The organism is Mesorhizobium sp. (genome assembly GCF_024509055.1).
In the GTDB taxonomy this organism is placed as follows: Bacteria; Pseudomonadota; Alphaproteobacteria; order Rhizobiales; family Rhizobiaceae; genus Mesorhizobium.
In genome coordinates this window covers 1-17,071 of sequence record NZ_JANINM010000324.1, presented here as the reverse complement: position 1 = coordinate 17,071, position 17,071 = coordinate 1, and the positions used below count along the sequence as shown (strand labels likewise).

Annotated in this window: 16 protein-coding genes; 6 read left to right on the top strand and 10 right to left on the bottom strand. The window is 64.0% G+C overall.

What is annotated here, in order from left to right; genetic code table 11:
* The first annotated feature begins 140 nt into the window (after positions 1–140).
* The 4 genes from Q0L57_RS14315 to Q0L57_RS14300 all read left to right on the top strand — a co-directional run bounded on the left by Q0L57_RS14315 (position 141) and on the right by Q0L57_RS14300 (position 3,914).
* Positions 141–644, top strand: coding sequence for a histidine phosphatase family protein (locus Q0L57_RS14315; protein ID WP_296743636.1), 504 nt, complete (start codon positions 141–143; stop codon positions 642–644).
* A 64-nt stretch (positions 645–708) separates the two neighbouring features.
* Entirely contained in the window at positions 709–2,181 is a 1,473-nt protein-coding gene (locus tag Q0L57_RS14310) for a YcjX family protein (protein ID WP_296743634.1), read from the top strand.
* Positions 2,178–3,260, top strand: coding sequence for a YcjF family protein (locus tag Q0L57_RS14305; protein ID WP_296743632.1), 1,083 nt, complete (start codon positions 2,178–2,180; stop codon positions 3,258–3,260). The genes Q0L57_RS14310 and Q0L57_RS14305 overlap by 4 nt, the downstream gene beginning before the upstream one ends.
* Before the next feature lie 99 nt (positions 3,261–3,359).
* Positions 3,360–3,914, top strand: a complete 555-nt coding sequence (locus Q0L57_RS14300; RefSeq protein WP_296743630.1) for a hypothetical protein — start codon at positions 3,360–3,362, stop codon at positions 3,912–3,914.
* A gap of 78 nt (positions 3,915–3,992) precedes the next feature.
* On the opposite strand, the gene Q0L57_RS14295 is transcribed toward Q0L57_RS14300, so the two are convergent.
* The 7 genes from Q0L57_RS14295 to Q0L57_RS14265 are packed head-to-tail and all read right to left on the bottom strand — an operon-like array spanning position 3,993 to position 12,095.
* Positions 3,993–4,982 (bottom strand): ABC transporter ATP-binding protein, encoded by a 990-nt coding sequence (locus tag Q0L57_RS14295; protein ID WP_296743667.1) that lies wholly within the window; start codon positions 4,980–4,982, stop codon positions 3,993–3,995.
* A gap of 8 nt (positions 4,983–4,990) precedes the next feature.
* Entirely contained in the window at positions 4,991–5,950 is a 960-nt protein-coding gene (locus Q0L57_RS14290; protein WP_296743628.1) for an ABC transporter ATP-binding protein, read from the bottom strand.
* A complete protein-coding gene (locus Q0L57_RS14285; RefSeq protein WP_296743626.1) occupies positions 5,947–6,918 on the bottom strand; it encodes an ABC transporter permease in 972 nt (323 codons plus the stop codon). Before Q0L57_RS14285 ends, Q0L57_RS14290 begins: the two co-directional genes overlap by 4 nt.
* Entirely contained in the window at positions 6,918–7,934 is a 1,017-nt protein-coding gene (locus Q0L57_RS14280) for an ABC transporter permease (protein ID WP_296743623.1), read from the bottom strand. Before Q0L57_RS14280 ends, Q0L57_RS14285 begins: the two co-directional genes overlap by 1 nt.
* 22 nt (positions 7,935–7,956) lie before the next feature.
* Positions 7,957–9,618, bottom strand: coding sequence for an ABC transporter substrate-binding protein (locus Q0L57_RS14275; RefSeq protein ID WP_296743621.1), 1,662 nt, complete (start codon positions 9,616–9,618; stop codon positions 7,957–7,959).
* Positions 9,619–9,635: 17 nt separating this feature from the next.
* Complete coding sequence (locus Q0L57_RS14270) at positions 9,636–10,541, bottom strand: proline iminopeptidase-family hydrolase (protein ID WP_296743619.1); 906 nt, start codon at positions 10,539–10,541, stop codon at positions 9,636–9,638.
* Positions 10,542–10,580: 39 nt separating this feature from the next.
* A complete protein-coding gene (locus Q0L57_RS14265) occupies positions 10,581–12,095 on the bottom strand; it encodes a leucyl aminopeptidase (protein ID WP_296743617.1) in 1,515 nt (504 codons plus the stop codon).
* A 263-nt stretch (positions 12,096–12,358) separates the two neighbouring features.
* On the opposite strand from Q0L57_RS14265, the gene Q0L57_RS14260 reads away from it, so the two are divergent.
* The gene (locus Q0L57_RS14260) at positions 12,359–13,261 is read left to right on the top strand and encodes a LysR substrate-binding domain-containing protein (RefSeq protein WP_296743616.1); all 903 of its coding nucleotides are present in this window, start codon (positions 12,359–12,361) and stop codon (positions 13,259–13,261) included.
* Between the two features lie 92 nt (positions 13,262–13,353).
* On the opposite strand, the gene Q0L57_RS14255 is transcribed toward Q0L57_RS14260, so the two are convergent.
* The 3 genes from Q0L57_RS14255 to Q0L57_RS14245 form a co-directional block, all read right to left on the bottom strand.
* Positions 13,354–13,620 (bottom strand): hypothetical protein, encoded by a 267-nt coding sequence (locus Q0L57_RS14255; protein WP_296743614.1) that lies wholly within the window; start codon positions 13,618–13,620, stop codon positions 13,354–13,356.
* 183 nt (positions 13,621–13,803) lie between these two features.
* A complete protein-coding gene (locus tag Q0L57_RS14250; RefSeq protein ID WP_296743613.1) occupies positions 13,804–15,012 on the bottom strand; it encodes an MFS transporter in 1,209 nt (402 codons plus the stop codon).
* A 59-nt stretch (positions 15,013–15,071) separates the two neighbouring features.
* Positions 15,072–16,061, bottom strand: coding sequence for an AraC family transcriptional regulator (locus tag Q0L57_RS14245; RefSeq protein ID WP_296743665.1), 990 nt, complete (start codon positions 16,059–16,061; stop codon positions 15,072–15,074).
* Between the two features lie 142 nt (positions 16,062–16,203).
* Between Q0L57_RS14245 and Q0L57_RS14240 the strand changes: the two genes are divergently transcribed.
* A partial coding sequence (locus Q0L57_RS14240; protein WP_296743611.1) for a monovalent cation:proton antiporter-2 (CPA2) family protein occupies positions 16,204–17,071 on the top strand: 868 nt, incomplete at its 3' end.

Below are 17,071 nucleotides of genomic sequence, written 5' to 3'. Positions count from 1 at the left end.
TCGCGGCTGCCTTTGTTTCAGCGGTGTGGGTCGAATTCATCCATGATTCGTTGCGGTTGCTCCTTGTCGGCCATTGTGCCCGAGGCCGTTCTGGTGACTAATCGCGCTTCGCCTGCTCGGGCAGCACGATGGGGGTCCGATTGAACAGACTTTATCTGTTGAGGCATGCAAAGGCCGGTTGGGCGCTACCCGGGGTCCGTGACTTCGACCGTCCGCTCGACGAATCCGGCATCGCCGACGCCGAGGCGATCGGCGAGGCGATGCGCGCCCGCAACTACGTTCCCGATGTCACCCTCTGCTCCAACGCCAGGCGCGCTCGGCAGACGCTGGAGGGGCTGGCGGGGCGCACCGATACCGGCCGGGTGCTGTTCTTCGACACGCTCTACAGCGAGGACGCCGCCGGCTATCTCGACATCATCCGCACCAATGGCAGCCTCGGTTCGCTGCTCGTGATCGGCCACAATCCGATGACGGAGGACCTCGCCATGGCCATATCCGGCGACGGCGAGGAAGCCGCGCGGGGCATGCTCAACTACGGCTTCCCAACCTCCGGCCTCGCCGTCTTGCGCTTCCCCGGCAATCTCGCCGAGGCTGCCCAGGGCAACGGCTATCTGGAGGCCTTCCTCACGCCTGCCGATCTCTGAAGCCATTTCAAACGCCAGCCTCAGTGCCTATATCGGTGCCTGACCTGCGCCTGGGGACCTGTTTTTGGCATCATCGCTGACCACCTTCACCGACGAGGCAAGGATTGCGCTCGACACGCTTTCAGGCCGCGCCGCGGGACTGTTCTCCCCGTCATTGCGCCTTGGCGTCACCGGCCTTTCCCGGGCCGGCAAGACGGTCTTCATCTCCGCCCTCGTCCACAATCTCATCCATGGCGGGCGGCTGCCGCTGTTCGAGGCGCAGAAGTCGGGCCGCATCGCCCGCGCCTACCTCGAGGAGCAGCCGGACGACGCCGTTCCGCGATTCCAGTATGAGGACCATGTCGCGGCCCTCGTGAACGACCGGGTCTGGCCGGACTCGACGCGCGCCATCTCGGAATTGCGGCTTACCATCGAATACGAGTCCGCCTCAGGCTGGAATCGCTTATTTTCGGCGGGGAAACTGTCGGTCGATATCGTCGACTATCCAGGCGAATGGCTGCTCGACCTGCCGCTGCTCGGCAAATCCTTTGCCGATTTCTCGCGCGAGGCGGTCGAATTGGCCACGCTGCCCGTCCGCGCCGATCTCTCGCAAGCCTGGCGCGAATTGGCGTCCACTGTCGATCCGGATGCCGATGCCGACGAAATGACGGCGCGCCGCCTCGCCGAGAGCTTCGCCGCCTATCTGAAAGCCTGCAAACTCGACGAGCGGGCGCTTTCGACGCTGCCGCCCGGTCGCTTCCTGATGCCCGGCGATCTCGAGGGCTCGCCGGCGCTCACCTTCGCACCTCTGATGACGCTCGCCGACCGCCGGCCGCGCCCCGGATCCCTGCAGGCGATGATGGAGCGACGCTACGAGGCCTACAAGACGCATGTCGTGAAGCCGTTCTTCCGCGAGCACGTCGCCCGCCTCGACCGCCAGATCGTGCTGATCGACGCCATGCAGGCGCTCAATGCCGGGCCGGCGGCCATGGCCGACCTCGAGCGGGCCGTCACCGAGATCCTGTCCTGCTTCCGGCCGGGCCGGGGCAACTTCCTCACGGACTTCTTCGCGCGACGCATCGACCGCATCCTGGTGGCGGCGACCAAGGCCGACCACCTGCATCACGAAAGCCATGACCGGCTGCAGGCCATCGTGCGCCGCCTGGCCGACCGGGCCGTTGCCAGGGCGAACTTCAGCGGCGCCGCCGTCGACGTGGTAGCCATGGCTGCGGTGCGCTCAACCCGTGAAGGCACCGTCAAGCAAGGCAGCGAGACGCTGCCCGTCATCATCGGCACACCACTCAAGGGCGAAAAGATCGACGGCCAGACATTCGACGGCAAAACCGAAACCGCGATATTTCCGGGTGACCTGCCGGAAAAGGTCGATGCCGTGTTCGATCTTTCCGGCCCGCAGGCAGAAAACAACGAGCCAGCCATCCGCTTCGTGCGGTTCCGTCCCCCGAGGCTCGAGCGCACGGCGGAGGGCGTCACCCTCTCGTTGCCGCATATCCGGCTCGACCGCGCGCTGCAGTTTCTGATCGGAGACCATCTCGCATGACCGCGCCCCGCAAACCGGCGGCCTTCCGCATCGAGCCCGAAGCGGCGCCGCGGCAGGAAACGCCACACGCCCGCAAGTCCGACGAGCAGCCCGTCCGCAAACCCCGTGCCACCAGGGCCGACGTCGCGGTTATCATCCCCTCCGAAATCGACGTCTTCGACGAGCCGGACATCGAGCAGGCCGCGCCGCCGCCGGCGACCGCGTCGAGAAAACGGTCGTTGCTCGCCCGGCTCTTCTTCGGCGCGCTCGGCTCGCTGGTCTCGCTCGCGGTCTGGCTGTGGATCGACCAGCTGGTCCGCGACCTGTTCGCGCGCGCCGAGTGGCTTGGCTGGCTGGCGGCGGGCTTGGCGGCCCTCGCCGCGCTGTCCCTGGTCGTCATTCTCATCCGTGAATTCCTGGCCATCGCCCGCCTCGCCGAAGTCGAAAAGCTGCAGCGACGCGCGCTGGACGCCGTGGCGCGCGACGACCCCAAGGCAGCACGCGCCCTGGTCGACGAGCTCTCAGCCTTCGTTGCGGCGAAACCTGAGACCGCGGCCGGCCGCCGGTCGCTCGACGCGTTGCGCGGCGAGATCATCGACGGCGGCAATCTGGTGCGGCTCGCCGAAACCGAGATCCTCACGCCGCTCGACGCCCGCGCCAAGACGATGATCCTGGAAGCGGCAAAGCGCGTCTCACTGGTAACCGCCGTCAGTCCGCGCGCCCTCGTCGACGTCGCCTATGTCGTGTTTGAGGCAGGCCGGCTGATCCGTCGCCTGTCGGAACTTTACGGCGGACGCCCCGGCACGCTCGGCTTCTTCCGGTTGGCGCGCGGTGTCCTCGCGCATCTCGCGGTCACGGGTTCGATCGCCGTCGGCGACAGCTTCGTACAACAGATCGTCGGCCACGGCCTCGCCGCGAAACTCTCCGCCAAGCTCGGCGAAGGCGTGGTCAACGGCATGATGACGGCGCGCGTCGGCATCGCCGCCATGGAGACCGCGCGCCCCCTGCCCTTCATCGCCGCGAAGCGCCCGGGCCTCGGCGATTTCCTCTCGGCGCTGACTTCTTTCGCATCGCGCAAGGATGGTCAGGCCGGGCAATAAGGTAAATGGAGAAACCGCCTCCAGTGACGAAGCATTAACCAATCTTCTTCATGGTCGTTTCTGTTCCAAGAACAGACTCTGTCGTGCCGGGTGTCGTCCATGAAAAGCGTAATCCTGTCCTGCGTCCTGCCCTTGTCGGTTGCGGTCGCCGCGCCGCTCGGCCTTGTCGAAAAGGCCTTCGGGGCGGACCCGGACAAGCAATTCTTTCGCTCGGTCGAAGGCAAATGGGTCGGCCCTGGCGAGATCATCGCCGGCAAGTACAAGGGCACCAAATTCACCTGCAATTTCAACGGCACCACGCCTGACAGCAAGCTCGGCATGACACTGGACGGCGACTGCCGCGTCGGCGTGTTCACCCAGAAGATGTCGGCCACCGTCGAACGCAAGGGCCGCGAGGGCTACAAGGGCAACTTCATGGGCGGCTCGACCGGTAACGGTCTGGACATCGTCGGTGGCAATGTCGTCGATTCCCAGAAAGTCGTCTTCACCATCAACCGCAACCAGTTGAACGGCGTGATGCAGGCCCGCATTCCCGACGACAACTCGATGACTGTTACCGTGGCGGTGCGCGTCAACAAGCAGCTGGTGCCGGTAATCGGCATGAGCCTGAAGCGCGTCGACACGGTTGAAGTCGGTTCGATCGCGAAGAACTGATTTCCCTGTATTTTTTCAGATCGAAACGCCCAAGCGATCCGCTGCGCTAGCGGTGGACCGACTCGCTGCCGAGTCAGTTCACGTCAATGTCGGAAAGTGGCAGGCGACCTTGCGGCCGGGTTGACGCTCCTTCAGCTCGGGGCGCTCGGTTCGGCATCGTTCCACCGCTATCGGGCATCTCGGATGAAAGCGGCACCCTGCCGGAGGCTTGAGCGGACTCGGCACATCGCCGCTCAGGATAATACGTTTGCGCGTCCCACCGGGCGTCGTCTCCACAACCGGGACCGCCGAGATAAGCGCCTGGCTGTACGGATGGGCGGGCGTCGTGAACACTTCTTCCGCCGGGCCTTCCTCGACGATGGAGCCGAGATACATGACCGCGATGCGGGTCGAGACCTGGCGCACCACCGACAGGTCGTGCGCGATGAAGACGTAGGTGAGCTTCAGCTTCTCCTGGAGATCGGCAAGCAGGTTGACGATCTGAGCCTGCACCGACACGTCGAGCGCCGAAACGGGTTCGTCCAGCACGACAACGTCGGGATTGAGGGCGATCGCCCGGGCGATGCCGACACGCTGGCGCTGGCCGCCGGAGAATTCATGCGGATAGCGCATGACGTGGTCCGGCAGCAGCCCGACGAGATCGAACAATTCCGCGACGCGCTTCTTGATTTCCGCGGACGAAAGTTTCGTATGGATGCGCAGCGGCTCAGCCACCAGGTCGCCGACACGGCGGCGCGGGTTTAGCGAGGCCGACGGGTCCTGGAAGACCATTTGCAGCCGCCGCCGCAGCGGCCTGAGTTCGGACAGCGACTTCGAGGCGATGTCGTCTCCCTCGAACAGTAGCTCGCCATCGGTGATGTCGTAGAGCCTCACCAGGCAGCGCGCCAGCGTGGACTTGCCGCATCCGGACTCCCCGACCAACCCAACAGTTTCCCCTCGCCCCACCGTGAGGGAGACATTGTCGACCGCATGAACGGTCCGCCTGCCTTCGGCGGAAAAGCGGGTGCCGATGGAGAACCGCTTGCTCAGCGAGCGCGTCTCGAGAACTGGCTGGTCGTTGTCGATCATCTGTTCGCTCATGCCTGTGCCACCCGGAAGCATGCCGCGGCATGAGTGGCCGTCCCGAGATCCGGCTTCGCGGCCGCGCATGGTTCATAGCGGACGGGACAGCGCGGTCCGAACGCACAGCCTTGCGGCAGCCGCAGCAGCGACGGCGGAGATCCAGGAATGGCCGGCAGGCGGCGCGGTTTTTCGCCGGTCAACGGCGGGATCGAGCCGAGCAGCGCGCGTGTGTAGGGGTGTCGCGGGTCGGAGAACAATTCCGTACGGCTGCCGCGTTCGACGACGCGTCCCGCATACATGACCATCACCCGGTCGGCGAGCTCGGACACTACGCCCATATCATGCGTGATGAAGACGACAGCCGAATTGTGCGTGGCGCGCAGCTTGCGCACGAGATCGAGGATGCCGGCCTGCACCGTGACGTCGAGCGCGGTGGTCGGCTCGTCCGCGACCAGAAGCGCGGGATCGCAGGACAGCGCCATCGCGATCACCGCCCGCTGCCGCATGCCGCCGGAGAGCTGGTGCGGGTAGCGCGACATCGCTTCGTGGGGATTGGGGAAATTCACCTCGGCCAGCAATTGCTCCACGCGCTCCAACGCCTTGGATTTGCTGATGTTGCGATGCGCGCGGATCTGTTCGGCGATCTGCCAGCCGATCGTGTAGACCGGCGTCAGCGCCGTCATCGGATCCTGGAAGATCATGGCGATCTCGTTGCCGCGCAGGCGTCTCAGTTCGCGCGCCGGTAGTCCGACGAGCTCGTGGCCCTTGTAGCGGATCGAACCTTCGATGATGGCGTTGGGATCGGTGATGAGCCCCATGACGGCCAGCAGCGATACGGTCTTGCCCGAGCCGGATTCGCCGACGACGCCAAGGATCTCGCCCTCTGCGAGATCGAACGAAACGCCGTCGATGGCCCTCACCAGGCCGTCTTCCGTCCTGAAGGATACCCGAAGGTCGCGCACCGAAAGTATCATGATGTCCTCAGGCGCGGATCGAGAAGGATGTAGACGAAATCGACCACCGCATTGGCGACGACCACGAACATGGAAGCATACATCACCGTCGCCATGATCATCGGCAGATCGAGGTTCTGCAGCGCGTCGTAGGTTAGCTTGCCGATGCCATGCAGCCCGAACACCACCTCCGTGAGCAGTGCGGAACCGCCGACGAGAGCTCCGAAATCAAGGCCGAACAGGGTGACGAAGGCGATGAGCGAGGTGCGCAGCGCATGGCGCAGCAGGATGCGGGTCTCCGAAAGGCCTTTGGCCCGGGCCGTGCGGATATAGTCCTCCTGCAGCGATTCAATGATCGCCGCGCGCAGGACGCGCCCGTAGATGCCGATATAGAGGACGGCGAGCGTGATCCACGGGATGACCAGCGTCAGGAACCAGCCTTTCGGATCGTCGGAGAAATTCTTGTAGCCGAGCGGCGGCACCCAGGAGAACAGCCAGCTGTCGTGGTAGCGGCTCTGGGTAATCAGGTTCATCACCTCGCCCAGCCAATAGACCGGCATCGAAATGCCAAGCAGCCCGAGCGCCATCAGCAGCCTGTCCAGCCAGCTGTCGCGAGTCGCTGCGGCGACAATGCCGATGATGATGGACACCACCACCCACAGCACCGCGGCCCCGAACACCAGCGACAGCGTGACAGGGATGGAATCCATCACCGCCGGCACAACTTTCCAACCGCGGTTGACGAAAGAGGTGAGATCGCCGGAGACGAAGATCTTCTCCATCATCCTCACATATTGCACGTAGAGCGGCTGATCGAAGCCGAAGGAGTGGCGCACCGCCGCCAGCACTTCGGGCGAAGCGTTGCGACCGGCGATGCGCGCGGCAGGGTCGGAGCCGGGCGTGGCGAAAAAGATCAGGAAGACGATGACCGAGATGCCGAACATCACGAACAGCATCTGACCGAAACGGCGCAGGATTGCGTAGATCATCAGTCGCGCCCCAGCCGAACCTTGGAGCGCGGGTCGAGCGCGTCGCGCAGGCCGTCGCCAAAGACGTTCAGTGCCATCACGGAGACGGCGATCGCCAGGCCCGGCGCCAGCGCCACCAGCGGCCGTGTGTAGAGCAGCGCCTGCCCGTCCTGGATGATCGTGCCCCAGCTCGCCGCGGGCGGCTGCACGCCGATCGACAGGAAGGAGAGCGCGGATTCCGTGAGCATGTTCAGCGCCATCATCAGCGGCACGAAGACGATGAGCGTCGTCATGATGTTGGGCAGGATATCGCGCCACAGGATACGGGCGCCCGGCACGCCCAGGTTGATCGAAGCCAGGACGAACTCGCTCTTGCGCAGGGCCAGAACCTGCCCCCTTATCGGTCGCGCCACATAAGGCACATAGACGATGCCGATGATGATGATCGGCAGCCACAGGCTGCCCGACTCGATCACGATCGGCCCGATCGAGATACCCTGCGCGATGGTGACGATGGAAAGCGAAATCGCCAGCAGGTAGACCGGAAACGCCCACAATATGTCAAGGAAGCGCGACAGAACCGTATCGGTGACGCCGCCGAAATAGCCAGCAATCAGGCCAGCCGCCGTGCCGAGTATCAGGGTGAAGATGGTGGCGGCCCCGGAGATGAGCAGCGAGCTGAGCCCGCCATAGAGCATCCTTGCCATGACATCGCGGCCCTGGCTGTCGGCGCCGAGGAAATAGTTGCCGAGCCGCCAGGTCGGACCGATCGGCGTATAGCCAAGGCCGAGCCCTTCGGTCGATTGCTCCATCACCGGGACGTCGGCGCCGTCGACCTGGATAACGGCGTCGAGCGTCGAGGCGAACGGATCCACTCCCGCCCAGCGCGCATAGAAGGGCGCGCTGGCGCAGGCGAGGACGATGAGAAGGAATATCGCCAGGGCCGCCATGGCGGCCCCGTTTCGCTTCAGCTTCGCAAGCGCGACGGCCCAGGGCCCTCGCGTCTTGCGCGGCACGGCAATGGCTTCACTCGACAAGGACGTGCCCCTCCGCAGTTGCTTACTGAACCCAGGACTGGGTGATCATCCAGTTGAACTGCGGGTTGAACTTGAAGTTGCCCAGCCGCTTGCTGACGAAGTCGAGCCGCTTCGGCGTGAAGAGACCGACGGCAGCAGCCTTGTCGGTGACTTCCTTGTCGACCTCGGCCCACAGCTTGTCCGCCGCATTCTGATCGGTCACGCCGAGATCGAGCGCTTTCTGCATCTTGGCGTCGATATCCTTGTCGCAGAACGCGGAGATATTGATCGAGGCGTCCGAGCCCTCGCGGTAGGAGGCGCAGCTGAACAGGATGTTCAGGAAGTCCGACGCCGCCGGATAGTCCTTATACCACTGCGAGACCGACATCTGCACCTTGTTGTTGGAGTTCTGGATGTAGGTGAACTGGATGTTGGACGAGATCGGCTTGACGTCGGCGGCATAGCCGATGCTGGTCAGCACGCTCTGCAGATAGACGCCGATCGACCGCGACACGGCGGTGTCCTCGACGATGATGGTGACCTTCTGGCCCTTGGTGCCGGATTCCTCGACGAGCTGCTTCGCCTTGTCGAGATCGGGCGCCGACCATTTGGCGCCGGGGTTCTTCGTGAAGGGGCAGTAATCCACGTGTCCGGGGAAGTCCGGAGGCAGGACCTGGCAGACCGGGGAGGCAAGCACCTTGCCTCCGAACAGCTTGACCAGTGTGTTGCGATCGACCGCGAAGGCAACCGCCTGGCGCGCCTTCTCATTGTTGAACGGGGCGAGTTGGGTGTTGAGCGGCGCATACCACCATGCGGAAAGCGGCGAGATGTGCAGCTGGTCCTTGAACTTGGTTCCGAGTTCGGCCAGGCGGTCGCTCGGCAGCGCGTCGAACATCCAGTCGGCTTCGCCATTCTGGATCGCCGTGACGGCCGCTTCCTCGGACAGGCCGAAATCATACTGCACGACGTCCGGATAGCCATCCGGTTGCGCTTCCTCGCTCCACTGCTTGAAGTTCGGATTGCGGGTGACGGTCATGCCCTTGTTAGGGTCGAAGGCGGAGATCATGTAGGCGCCGGTCGAGGGAATGGGCTTCGATCCCATGTCTTCCGCGGGCGTATCGGCCGGCAGGACCACGGCATGCGGCAAGGCCAGCTTGTAGAGGATTTCGGCGTCCGGCTTGGTGATGTTGATGGTGATCGTGCCGGCGGCCTCGTCGCCGATGACACCGCCCTCCAGCGTGCAGCTCTTAGTGTCGGCCAGGCATTTGTCGGCGCCGACAATGCCGGCATAGAAGGTGCCGGAAGTCGGGCCGGAAACCTTGAAGATACGCTGGAAGGAGGCCACGACGTCCTTCACGCCAAGATCCTGGCCGTTGGAGAACTTGATGCCCTTGCGAAGCTTGAAGGTGAAGGTCTTGCCGTCATTGCTGACCTGCGGCAGCGCCTCGGCCAGATCGGGAACGACGGAGAAACCGTCCTTGCCCTCGGCCTTGCGGAACGCGACGAGGCCATCATAGATCGGCTGATACATCTGCCAGCCCTGGTCGGTGTAATTGATGTGCGGGTCGAGCGTCCCCGCTGCCGAACGGGCCAGCAGGCGAATGGTGCCGCCTCGGTGTTCCTTGAGGTATTCGGCCTGTGCCGGCGCCAGCCAAATGCCGGCCAGCAATGCCGCGGCCGAGGCCGCCAAAAGCAGTTTCTTCATGCTTGATTCCCCTTTTCTCAGCTGTCGTTGTCGTCCAGGAAGTCTCCGACCACCCGCATGCATAGGTCCTGTTCCTCGACATGCGGCATGTGGCTGGAATGCTCGAAAATCTCCCAGCGCGATCCCTTGATGCAGTCCTTGTAGGGCTGCACGGTCGCCGGCGTGGCCTCGTCATGGCGTCCGGAGATGATCAGCGTGGGAACGTCGACGGCCGCCAGGCGGTCGACGACGGTCCAGGTCTTCAGCGTCCCGATCACATGGAACTCGTTCGGGCCGTTCATGACGTTGTAGACGGTCGGATTGCGCGCGACCTGGGCGAAAGTCTCCGTCACCTCGGGCGGGAACGGCACCACGCGGCAGACATGGCGCTCGTAGAAGACCATCGTCGCTGCCTGATAGGCCGGGTCGTCCGTCGTGCCTGCGAGCTCGTGCCGAGTGAGCGTCTCCTGCACGTCCTTGGGGAGATCGGCGCGCAGCCGGTTGGCCTCTTCCACCCAAAGCTTCATCGAAGCCGGCGAGTTCGCGATCGTCAGCGATTTCAAGCCCTTCGGCCGTGTCACCGCATATTCGGCGCCCAGCATGCCGCCCCAGCTTTGGCCGAGCACATGGAAGCCATCGCGGATTCCGAGATGGTCGACGAGGTTTTCAAGTTCCTCGATGAAGAGCCCGGGCGTCCAGAAGTCTGCACCCTTTTCAGGCAGCAGGGTGGAATTGCCGCAGCCCAGTTGATCGTAGTGGATGACGGCGCGGCCATCTCGGGCGAGCAGCTTGTAGGCGTCGACGTAGTTATGGGCAGCGCCCGGCCCGCCATGCAGGATGACGACCGGGGCCTTGTCGCCGCCAAGCTCGCCGCTGATCCGGTGCCAGGTCTCGTAGCCGCGGAAGGCAGCCCGCCCTTCTTTGCTTGTGATCCCGGGCGACATCCCTGCTCCTTGTTTGGCTGAAGACATGATGCTCATCGCCTAGCTTTTGCTCCGGCCGGCCTGCACCCACTCTTCCAGCATCTGCACGCCGAACGCCGTGGCGCCTTCCCGGCCCAGTGGCCGATCCTCGTCGGCCATCTCCTTGCCGGCGATGTCGAGATGCACCCACGGACGATCTTCAGTGAAACGGCGCAGGAACGCCGCCGCATAAGGAGCGTCGCCGTCCTCCATGTCCTTGGCATGGTGCCGGATATCCGCGAACGGCGATTGCAGCCCTTCGTCATAGGCCTGGTCCAGAGGCAACCGCCAGAACCGCTCGCCGACCTTCTCGCCGGCCGCGATCATCCGCGACGCCATGGCATCGTCGGTGCTGAAAAGACCGGCGAAGACCGAACCGAGCCCCCGCATCACCGAATAGGTCAGCGTGGCCAGATCGACGATCGCCGACGGATTGAAGCGGGAGGCGGCATAGTAGAGGCAGTCGGCCAGGATCAGGCGGCCCTCCGCGTCCGTGTCGAACACTTCCACGGTCTGGCCGGACGCTGTCGTGATGATGTCGCGCGGCTTGAGCGCTGTGCCGGACGGCATGTTCTCGGCGATGCCGAGCACGCCGACGACATGAACCGGGCTGCCTTGCCGAGCGAGCGCGATTAGCAGACCGACCACGGCGGCGGCGCCACCCATGTCGGCCTTCATGTCGAACATCTGCTCGCCGCGCTTGATGCAGAGGCCGCCGGAATCGAAGCAGACACCCTTGCCAACGAAAGCCAGCGGCTGCGCGGGAGCACCCTTGCCGCGATAGCGCAGCACCGCGACGCGCGGCGGCCGCGCCGAACCTGAGCCAACGGCCAGGATCGCGTTCATGCCGAGTTCCTTCAGCTTCGCCGTATCGAGTATCTCCACATCGATGCCGGCTTCGCGCAGCGGCTCCAGGTGATCGTGGAAATTGTCCGGATGGAGATGGTTCGGCGGCAGGTTGACCAGTGTGCGCGCATATTCGACGCCATCCGCGATGGCGTTGATCCGGGCCAGCGCCGGGGACAGATCCGGACCGTCTGCTCCGACCAGCCGCACGCGCAGGGTGCGATCCGCACCCGCGCCCTGACGCTGGTTGCGCATGTCGAACCGATAGCGCCGGAGCCGCATGCCGAGCGCGACACGCGCCAGGATTTCAGCTCCCGGCAGATCGACGCCGGCGATGGGATCCAGGACAAGCGTCGCCGAGCATTCGCCCTTGGCTTCCAGATGCGCGGCAAGCAACCCGCCGGCGCGCGCCAACGACAGCTCCGTCACGGTCTCGGCTTTGCCGAGGGCCAGGATGATCACGCGCCGAACCGAGGCCGCCAGCGGGGCGATAAGATCGATGCAGGTGCCGGATTCGCCGACGGCAGCCTCGTCCGAACATGCGCGGGACAAAATCCCGCTCATATCAGCGTCCAGCGCCGTTGCCCGGGGCCCAAAGCCGGTCCGGGCAGCCTGCAGGATCACGACGACGGAGGTTTCAGGGGAAATCTCGTCCGCCGTTTCAAAGACCGGCACTGGCGATTGAGGCATAAGCAGGCATTCTCCTCATTGCGGGCGACTTCGGCCGGGGCGATTGCCTGCGCATGCGCAAGGCTTCGCCCGCCACTGGTGGAAACCGGTCGGACCGATCTCTGCCGTTGGTGGAATGCTGCCGGAGTTCCCAGATAGTCGTTTTCTTTTGACGACTTAGTTGCTGTTGCCTTTTTCGGTATCCCCGAACAACCCAGGCGATCAAACGCGAATTTTGCCCAAGTCGATTGACAAAAACTCAACTGACAATTCATGATCGGTCAATGGCCTTACCCTCACTCAACGGCATGCGCGCTTTCGAAGCCGCTGCACGTCTCGGTAGTATCAAGGATGCTGCGGAGGAACTGAATCTGACGCCCTCGGCGATCAGCCGGCACATCCGCGACCTTGAACGAAACCTGGGCCAGGATCTGTTCGAGCGCGGTTTCCGCCAGATAACGCCGACCACGAGAGGCTCCTACTATGCGCGCAGCCTCTCGGAGGCGTTCGAAGCGATCTGGCGGGCCACCGACGATGTCAGCCTGTACGACGGCCCGCGTCGCGGCAGGGCCCAGCGTGTCAGGGTCTTGTGCGTGCCGGCGGTCCTCAATCTCTGGCTGGCCGACCGGTTGCCGAACTTCCGGCGGCTACATCCGTCCGTGGATCTGGAAATCTCGACCTCGGGCAAGCGCGCCAACTTCGATTTGGCCATTGTCGACGAGTTCGTCTACAAGGCCGGCCCTGCCTTGACGCTGCTGATCCCGCTCCTGCTGACGCCGGTCTGCGCTCCTTCGCTTTTGGAAGGTCCGGTACCGCTCAGGACGCCGGCCGACCTGATCAACCACCACCTGATCCATGAATGCGAATCCATGCGATGGAAGCGCTGGCTGGAACAGGAGGGCGTGTCAGACACCACTCCAAGATCGAGCACGACCCTAGATGATTGCACGCTGATCATGCGCGAGGCGATCAACGGCGCCGGTATCGCGCTGGCCGACACGATGATGGCGCAGGATCTCCTGGAGCAAGGCAAGCTTGTCGCTCCGTTTCGCGCCCGCCACACCTATCCCGCCGGCATCTACCTGCATCAGCGCCGCAGCATAGGAAACAAGCCTGGCACCGGCCTGTTCCAGGATTGGCTGCTTGCGGAAATCGCCGACCACAAGCGGGCGATGGCTATCGCCTAGGGCAGCCAGGATAGACGTGTCTCTCCAATCGAGCCCAAACAAAAAGGCGGCGGCCGCATGGCCACCGCCTTCGTATTTCCCGAGGGTTGAGCTCAACCCTTGAAGGCAGCCGTCAATTCGTCATAGGCCTTGCAGGCATCATCGAGCGTCGTGGCGCCCTGATATTTGGCGGTCACCGCCTGGGCCTTCGCGGTCAGGTCGGCGGCCTTGCTCGGATCCTTGGTGATGGCGGCCTGAAGCGCGGCGGCCATGTCCTGCGCCTTCTTGGTGGCAACTTCCTGCGTGCACTCCGGTCCTTTCGAACAAGCCGAACCGGCCAGCGCCGCAACACCAACGGCGACGAGCAAAAACTTCTTCATGTCAGTCATCTCCTCAAAAGAGGCAGCCGCCCATCGCAACTGCCTCCCCTACGGCCGAAGCCGAACGCGCCTTAACCGCCGATTGTGGCGGCACGCAACGAGCGAACCGCATAAATTTGTGTAACCAGGCTGCAATATCGTGGCGGCCTGAATTCAGCCCGCCACGGCCAACTGATGCAAAGGTCAGTCGCGAGGCTGCAGCAATGCCAGCACCACCGTCGCTACGGCAAGAACGGCGGTAAGGGTCAAGGGCCCTGTTGCGCCATAGGTGTCCACGATATAGCCGCCGACAACCGCGCCGGTGGTGATGGCAACCTGGAAGGAGACGACCATCAGGCTGCCCGCCGCTTCCAGTGCATCAGGCGCCGCACGCGCCAGATTGGTCGGCAGCACCACCGGCCCCATGCCGAAGGCCAGGCCCCAGAGCGTGACGAACCCGAATGCAACGCCGATGTGCACACCCCAAAGCACCAATGCCAGCGCCGCCAATGCCATCAACGCCGCGGTAACCACCAGAGCCACTTGGATGTTGGCGTCCGCCATGCGACCTCCGGCAACGTTGCCGACCACGGCGGCGATACCAAATCCGAGCAGAGCCAGCGCAATTGGCCCGGTTGCCAGGAGCGTCACCTGTTCGAGGAAGGGACGCACATAGACGGACCCGGCAAAATGCCCCGTCATCAGCAGAAGAATGGCAAGCATGCCGAGTTGAATGCCGCGCCGCCGTGTCAACCGGAACACGTCCCCAAGGCTGTTGCTGGCTGTTGCAGGCAAAGTCGGCAAGCTCAGCAACTGCAGCAGTCCGGCAACCACGGCCAATCCCGCTGTCATGGCCATGGCGCTACGCCATCCCAGCCAATCACTGATCAACGCGCCCATCGACGGCGCGGCGATGGTGGCAAGCGAGACGCCGAGTGTGACGATACCCATGCCTCGACCTGTCGCATTGGCGCCAACCAGCCTCGCTACGACAGCAACCGAAAGGGCCCAGAAGGCGCTGATCGCAATTCCGAGCCCAGCCCGGCCAACCAGCAACAGCCCGAAATTTGGCGCCAGCGCCGCGAGAATATTGGAACCAACCGCCAAGGCGCTGAGGCCAACCAACACCGTCTTGCGGTTCAATCGGCCGATGAGGACATTGCTCAGCATGGCCGTCACGGCGCCGACGGAAGCGGTGGCGGTGACGACCTGCCCGGCCGTTCCCTCGCTGATGCCCAGATCGCGCGCCATCGGCGTCAACAGACCTGCCGGGAGGAATTCGGCGGATACCAGGGCAAAGCTGGTGGCGGCCAGCGAAATCACAGCCAACCAGGTGGTTGCGTTCCACGCGGCTGGCGCGGCGGCATCAAGCTCCGGCGCCCCGTCTTCAAGCTGTAATGTGGTGTCTGTCATCAGAATATCTCCAAGGATTGGAGATATTGATAGATGAGTCCTTTCGGATGAAATGTATCCTAAAATCCGAATTTCATGTCCGTTCGTCCGGGAATTGTGCGACGCACAACGCCCGGCGAGACGTTGGTGATGCGCTTGAACGCCCGCGCGAAAGATGCCTCGGAATCATAGCCCAAACGGGTAGCGACCTCGGCGACGGACAAGCCGTTTTGGCCCAGCAACTCCCGGGCGAGCTGCATGCGCAGACGCGCGAGATAGCGCGCGGCGCCCTCCCCCAACACCGCACTGAAGCGCTCGGCGAAAATCGAGCGCGATTGGCCTGCCAGGGCTGCGAGGCTTTCGAGCGTCCAGTTGTGGCCTGGATCACGGTGCATCGCCGCCAGAGCCCGTCCGATATGAGGGTCGCGGATGGCGGCCAGCCAACCGGTGGTCGAGGCTCCGGTGCAATTGACCCAGCAACGGATAAGCCGGGCAGTCAGCAAGTCCGCCATGCGCGACAGAATAGTGGCGCTGCCCATCTGCGGTTGCGCGGCCTCGACCGTCATGGCCGCCAGCAAAGGACCAACGACCGGGTCGTTGCCGGCCACGTCGCACCCCTTGATGATCGGCGGCATCAACGTGATCAACGGGTTGAGCGCGCAGACGCCCAACGTCATAGAGCCGCAGAAAAGGGTGCTTGTTGCGCCCGTTCCTTGCCGGACCACTTCGCAGACATTGCTCCCCACCTTGGTCACCTGGCAACCCTCGAGCGAATCGACTGCGACGTCTGGCGCACTGGCCAGCCGGTGGGCGATGCCTTGCGGCAGCAGCACCAGATCGCCATCGCGCAATTCCTGCCAGCCTTCCGCATCGGTATGGATCCAGCACGGGCCCTCGCCGACAAAGTGAAAACGAAGCAGCGGTTGTTCGGGAAAGGCGATGCTCCATGGGTGGCGCAGCTCGCACCGGCCATAGTTGACGCCACTCAAGCGAAGGTCCTGGAGGACTTGGCTGAGCGCATCTATCGGGACTTGTGGCGCCGGAGACGGCCGGGACGAATAGTCAGGCATTGCTGTGATATAGATGCCAAACGTCCGGCCGGCAAGCTGAGGCCGCTTCAATGGCCGCCTGCCCGTCCTGACAGGCCCGCCGCCCTTGCCTCCCGCTCCCGGTGCATGCAAGGAGTGCTTCAAGTAGAACAGGAAGGCAGGCATGGCGGCTGAAGGCTCGAGCAGCGATCTCGTACAGGTTGTGGCGCTGCTTGCGGCCGGCGTGATCTCCGTGCCGATCTTCAAGCGGATGGGACTGGGCTCCATTCTCGGCTATCTCGCCGCCGGCGTGGTCATCGGCCCGTTCGGGCTTCGCATCTTTTCCGAATCGGGAGCTATCCTTCACGTCGCCGAGCTCGGCGTCGTCATGTTCCTCTTCATCATCGGCCTCGAGATGCAGCCGTCTCGGCTCTGGGGCCTCCGCCGCGAGATTTTCGGGCTCGGCGCGCTGCAGGTTGGCGTTTGCGCGGTTCTGTTGACCCTTGTCGGACTGGCCGGAGGCTTTCCTATCGCGCAGTCCTTCGTCGCTGGAGCAGGCTTCGTGCTGACCTCGACGGCGATCGTCATGCAGCTCCTCGAGGAACGAGGCGAGATCTCCACGCCAAAGGGCCAGCGCATCGTCTCCATCCTCCTGCTAGAAGACCTGATGATTGTGCCACTCCTGGCGCTGGTTGCATTCCTCGCTCCGGGCGGCGCCGAAACCAGCCTGTCGGAGCGGCTGACCGAGATCGGCATCGGCATTGCCGCGATCGTCGGCCTGGTCGTGGCCGGCCGCTATCTGCTCAACCCGCTCTTCCGCATCCTGGCCGATGCCCGCGCCCGCGAGGTGATGACGGCCGCCGCCCTGCTGGTGGTGCTGGGGTCGGCTTTGGCCATGCAGCTTTCCGGCCTGTCGATGGCGATGGGCGCGTTCCTCGCCGGCGTGCTGCTGTCGGAATCGACTTTCCGCCATCAGCTTGAAGCCGACATCGAGCCCTTCCGCGGCATCCTGCTCGGCCTGTTCTTCCTTGCCGTCGGCATGTCGCTCGACC